Annotated in this window: 6 protein-coding genes; 4 read left to right on the top strand and 2 right to left on the bottom strand. The window is 66.0% G+C overall.

What is annotated here, in order from left to right:
• Nucleotides 1-1,814: glutamine--fructose-6-phosphate transaminase (isomerizing) (gene glmS / locus FFK22_RS40775; protein WP_143956957.1), on the bottom strand; the 1,814-nt coding region annotated here is incomplete at its 3' end.
• A 67-nt stretch (nucleotides 1,815-1,881) separates the two neighbouring features.
• Between glmS and FFK22_RS40780 the strand changes: the two genes are divergently transcribed.
• The 4 genes from FFK22_RS40780 (at nucleotide 1,882) to FFK22_RS40790 (ending at nucleotide 5,075) form a co-directional block, all read left to right on the top strand.
• A complete protein-coding gene (locus FFK22_RS40780) occupies nucleotides 1,882-2,535 on the top strand; it encodes a hypothetical protein (RefSeq protein WP_138893481.1) in 654 nt (217 codons plus the stop codon).
• A gap of 49 nt (nucleotides 2,536-2,584) precedes the next feature.
• A complete protein-coding gene (locus tag FFK22_RS43555; RefSeq protein ID WP_186002948.1) occupies nucleotides 2,585-2,755 on the top strand; it encodes a hypothetical protein in 171 nt (56 codons plus the stop codon).
• A 113-nt stretch (nucleotides 2,756-2,868) separates the two neighbouring features.
• A complete protein-coding gene (locus FFK22_RS40785; protein WP_186002949.1) occupies nucleotides 2,869-4,023 on the top strand; it encodes a PqqD family peptide modification chaperone in 1,155 nt (384 codons plus the stop codon).
• Nucleotides 4,020-5,075, top strand: coding sequence for a nucleotidyltransferase family protein (locus FFK22_RS40790; RefSeq protein WP_186002950.1), 1,056 nt, complete (start codon nucleotides 4,020-4,022; stop codon nucleotides 5,073-5,075). Before FFK22_RS40785 ends, FFK22_RS40790 begins: the two co-directional genes overlap by 4 nt.
• Before the next feature lie 97 nt (nucleotides 5,076-5,172).
• On the opposite strand, the gene FFK22_RS40795 is transcribed toward FFK22_RS40790, so the two are convergent.
• A partial coding sequence (locus tag FFK22_RS40795) for an OsmC family protein (RefSeq protein ID WP_143956958.1) occupies nucleotides 5,173-5,518 on the bottom strand: 346 nt, incomplete at its 5' end.

Consider the following 5,518-nt stretch of genomic DNA (forward strand, 5'->3'; position numbering starts at 1 on the left):
GTGACGCTCTTGGCCAGGTTGCGGGGCTGGTCGACATCGGTGCCCTTGGCCACAGCGGTGTGATAGGCCAGGAGTTGCACCGGCACGGCGTAGAGGATCGGCGCCACGAAGGGGTCGACGCCCGGCAGGTCGATCGCCGCCACCGGGCCCGGCCCGAGCTTCTCGATGCCGTCGCGGTCGGAGAAGAAGATCACCTTGCCGCCGCGGGCCATCACCTCCTGCACGTTCGACACGGTCTTGTCGAACACCGGGTCGCGCGGTGCCAGCACGATCACCGGCACCTTGTCGTCGATCAGCGCGATCGGCCCATGCTTCATCTCGCCGGCGGCATAGCCCTCGGCGTGGATGTAGCTGATCTCCTTCAGCTTGAGCGCGCCCTCCAGCGCCAGCGGGTAGGACAGGCCGCGGCCGAGATAGAGCACGTCGCGCGCCAGCGCCACCTGGTGGCTCAGGTCGCGGATCGTGGCGTCATGGTTCAGCACATCGGCCAGGCGGCTCGGCACTTCGGTCAGCGCCGTCGACAGCTCGGCCTCCCGCCTGGCGTCGATGGCGCCGCGCGCCCGCGCCGCGGCGACGGCCAGGCAGGCCAGCACCGTCAGCTGGGTGGTGAAGGCCTTGGTCGAGGCGACGCCGATCTCCGGCCCCGCCAGGGTCTGGATCACCGCGTCGCTCTCGCGCGCGATCGAGCTGTCCGGCACGTTGACGATCGACAGGATGCGCTGGCCCTGCGACCGGGCGTAGCGCAGCGCCGCCAGCGTGTCCGCGGTCTCGCCCGACTGGGAGACGAAGATGGCCAGGCCGCCCTCGGGCAGCGGCGCCTCGCGGTAGCGGAACTCCGAGGCGATGTCGATCTCGACCGGCAGCCGGGCCACGGTCTCGAACCAGTATTTCGCCACCATGCCGGCATAGAAGGCCGTGCCGCAGGCGACGATGGTGGCACGCGGCACGTCGGCGAAGTCGAAGGGCAGAGTGGGCAGCACGATCGCCCGGGTCGCCGGGTCCAGCATGGTGCGCAGCGTGTCGCCCACCACCGCCGGCTGCTCGTAGATCTCCTTCAGCATGTAGTGCCGGAAATCGCCCTTGCCGATCAGGGCCCCGGTCTGGGCGATCGGCTTCACCGGCCGGGCGACCGACTGGTCCTGGGCGTCGTAGATCTCGACGCCGGAGCGGGCGATCACCGCCCAGTCGCCCTCGTCGAGATAGCAGATCCGGTCGGTCCAGGCGCCGATCGCCAGCGCGTCGGAGCCGACATACATCTCGCCGTCGCCGAAGCCGATGGCCAGGGGCGAGCCGCGCCGGGCGACGACCAGCAGGTCCTCCTCGCCGGTGAACAGGAAGGCCAGGGCGAAGGCGCCCTCCAGCCGCTTCAGCGCCGCGGCGCTGGCCTCGCGCGGTTCCATCTGCCGGTCGAGATAGTGGCTGACCAGATGGGCGACGATCTCGGAATCGGTTTCGGTGGCGAAGACGTGGCCGAGCCCTTCCAGCTCGCGACGCAGCTCGCGGAAGTTCTCGATGATGCCGTTGTGCACGATCGCGACCCGGTCGGTCGCATGCGGGTGGGCGTTGGTCTCGCTCGGCCGGCCATGGGTGGCCCAGCGGGTGTGGCCGATGCCGATGGTGCCGTCGACCGGCGCCTCGCCCAGTCGGGTCTCGAGGTTGATCAGCTTGCCCTCGGCGCGGCGGCGCTCGATCCGGCCGCCGACCAGGGTGGCGATGCCGGCCGAGTCATAGCCGCGATATTCCAGGCGCTTCAGCGCCTCGACCAGGCGAGACGCGACCGGCTGCGTCCCGACGATGCCGACAATGCCGCACATCAGCTCTTCTCCTGCTCGCGCTTGGCCAATCGGAATCGGGGCTCAAGCCCGAACCGGACGGTTAGCTATGGCGGTGATGCCCCCTCCGATTCTTCCAGCGGTCCGCACCCGCGCGTTCCTTCAGCCGCTCGTCGCCGAATGCGCCGGCGTTGAGGAGGCAGCCAGCCAGCAGCCCGATGGACGGACCGAGAATGGCCCAGATGATGAGGACGGTCGTCATGGTGACGATTTCGGAATACCTGTCGAATTCTCGCGCCAATTTCGAATTGGGGAATGCCCCTTACTGCATTCGATCCACTACGAAATTTATTCTACACTGAGTAAATTCTTGCTCCAAAGCTGGCCATTTGCGGTAGCGAAGCGACTGCCATTGATCCTGCGGATGAGTCGCTCGATCGACTGGTCTCGTTTCATCTTGGCTCCGCCCAAGCGACCTGTCCAGCCGGCCAAGGCTGCGCGGCAGTCCACCCGCGACGCCGATGATGGACGGGCAGCCTCCACTCCGCTCGGATCATATGAGCCGAGTGCTTCGCAAAGCCTCGCACGATTTCACGGTCGTCTCGAAGCGGGGGCACCTGAAATTGGTAGCTGCCGCCCCGAGATGATCAACCAGAAAGCTCGCTTTACGCCTTTCGCCTTAGAGATGCTCTACCAAAAAAAAGACCCCGATCGCGGCCACCACAGAAGGGCTGAATTGTTCGTCAGTCGGTCCTGCTCATAGGCTGATATTGCGTGTAATTTTATGTTCACAAGAAGGGGACCTGACAATCATGGCAGAATTTCCTGAAAAAAACTCGCCGATCGATGCGTCGGATCGGCGCGCCTTCCTCGCCACATGCGGCCGCTTCGCCGTCATCACTCCGCCCGCGGTCACGATGCTCCTGTCGACCAGCATGACGTCAGAGGCGATCGCGAAATCGGGCGGCAAGAAACCGAAGTGATAATGACCGTGCCGTGATTCGTCGGGCCATGTCGGGTCCTCTTCAGGCCTGACATGGCCCATCGGAGCGGCAGCCTTTCTGAAGGCCAATCAAAGCGGGGGGTATCAGCGGACATGTTCGTCGGAAGCGACGCCGTGCCGGCGAATTCCGTGATCGCAGCGGGAACGGCTTTTGCTGTCATGGATGCGCGCAAGCTCCTGTTCAGCGAGGCGCGGCAGGAGATCTTCGAGCTGAACGACATGGCGGCCTATATATGGTGTCGTCTTGAAGAAGGTGATCCGCTGGCAGTCGCCGCGGGCAGGCTGGTGGACCTCGGCGTTCCCGCGGAGGCCGCCGAAGGCTATGTGCGGAGTATATTGTCCGACTGGCGACGGCTCGGTCTCATCGTTGCCGAAGAACATGTCACCGCGTCCATGGTGTCCGAGCCGGACAATCGGCAACAACTCCTTCGTCTCGTCGGCCTGTCGATCGAAATCCGGTATGCAAACGATACACTGGCTCGCCTCGCAGCCCCGGTTTTTGCCCATCTGCAAGCTGGAGGCGCGCGCGAGGTGGGAGGCTCCCCCGTCACTCTCTCGTTGTCGATCGAGGCGGAGGGAGATCTGTTTCGCCTGCGGGCCGGCGGAAGAGAGATCGGGGCCTACGCCTTGAACGAAATCCTGCCGGGCCTGAAGGCTCAGCTGACAGAAGACGTCCTGGCTTACGCCGACTATTCGGTCGCGATCCATGCCGCTTCATTGGCGCATGATCGGCGAATGCTGCTCCTGTGTGGCGAACCGGGCGCCGGCAAGACGACGCTGACCGTGGCTCTGGCGCATCGAGGCTTCGACTACGCTGGCGACGACATCGCCCTGCTGACGCCGACCGGCAAGGTGATGGGAGTGCCTTTCGCTGCGTCAGTCAAATCGGGCGCTTGGCCCCTGGTGTTGGGGATCAGGCCGGATCTGCAAGATCTGCGGTTCCATCGCCGGTCCGACAACCAGGCTGTCCGTTATCTGCCGCCCGCGGCCCCGCCGGTGACGGAGCCGCTGCCCCTCGGATGGGTGGTGCTGCTTCGCAGGCAGCCCCATGGGCCGGCCGTGCTGACGCCTATGGACCGGATCGAGGCGATCCGAGCCCTGCTGGCTGAGGCGACAGCACCCGGGCAGCGGCTTTCCGCATCTGCGTTCGGCAAGCTGGCCGCGGCGATGGCCGGCGCCGACTGTTTCACCTTGACATATGCGGATCTCGACGAGGCGGTAGACGAGCTGCGGCGGACATGTCTATGAGCAGGACACCCCTGGAATCGCTGATCTCGGCCCTGCGTGGAGCGCCGCCAGTCGACGCGGACTGGTTCTCGGTGTTCGAAGTCGCCAACCGCTCCTGGATGACGCCGGCGTTGTTCGTCGCCCTCCGCGATTGTGGGGGGCTTCCGGCATTGCCTGCCGACGCGGGCGACTATCTTGCGTTCATTCATGAACGCAACCGGCAGCGCAATCTCCTCCTGCGGGGCCAGTTGGTCGAGGTGATTGCCGCCCTGAACCGATCGGGCATTCAACCGATCCTGTTGAAGGGGGCGGGGATCATCTTTACGGCGGTTGAGCGAGACCTCGGCGCCCGGATGATGAGTGATCTGGACCTGCTGGTCGAGGAAGCCGAGAAGCCGATCGCAGATGTCGTTCTCGCTGAGCTGGGCTATCTCGCCGCAGAAGGGCAGCACGGGGTCTGGCGCCCGCAGGATGCAGGGATGCTCGAGCTGCATGGCGGTGGAGCCGTCTCCGCTGCGTACGGCTCATCCATCATGGACGCCGCGAATTTCTCGCCCGCCACGTATGATGCCGCCCGGGCCCGGCTGCCGTCGTCGACTCTCCGAGCGCTGAACCTGATCGTGCACGACCAGATCAAGGAGGGAGACTATTGGCGGGGAACCCTCGATCTGCGTCATCTCCACGATCTCGCCCAACTCGCGCAGATGCCACAGGGCATCGACTGGCTCCGCCTTGCCCAGGTCATGCGAGGCCGGCTGCAGCGGAACGCGTTCGAAACGCAGCTGCTGACCTTGCGCGAGCTGTTCGAAGTGCCGATCCCAGATGGTCTGTGCCGGCGTCTCGTGCCGAGAGGCCAGCACTGGCGTCGGATGGTCCAGATCCGTCACCCCCGTCTCGCCATGCCTTTGCGGTTCGCCGGAGCGGTTGCCTGGCTCGGCCGGCGCGTCCGCACGAAGACTGGCCCGCGCTTCACCGCCACCGACCTTGTGCCCCGTGTGCTCCGCAAGCTCACGCAGGGGCGGCGGGAAGTCGCTGAGGCCCTGATGGGCGTTCATCTCGGCCCCAAACTGTAGTGGTCGGCATCGGCCTTGCCGGTGGTGATCGCCTCCAGCAGCTAGTCGGTGGAGCCGGCGAAGTTGATCGCCATGGGATGTCCTCCTCCTCGCGACGTCATTCCGCCGCCACGGCGGTCGCGGTCTGGATCAGCCGGATCTCGCCGGCGATCGCCTGCGGCTGGCGCAGCAGGTTCAGGATCGGGCAGTTCCGCTCCACCGCCTGCTGCAGCGCCTCGATCTCGGAAGGCGCGGCAGGGGAGGCGATCGACACCGCATAGCGAATGCCGTGCGGATAGATCGGCACCGCCTCGAAGCCGGGGGAGCCGGCGCGCGGGTCGATCGTGCCGGTCACCTCGAGCTCCAGCGAGTCGAGCGGCACGCCCAGCGCCGCCGCCTGGATCAGGAAGGTGTGGGTCAGGCAACTGCCGAGCACGCCGAGCTGCAGCTCCGGCGAGCTCGGC

It is taken from the genome of Mycobacterium sp. KBS0706, from assembly GCF_005938675.2.
Lineage (GTDB): Bacteria > Pseudomonadota > Alphaproteobacteria > DSM-16000 > Inquilinaceae > Inquilinus.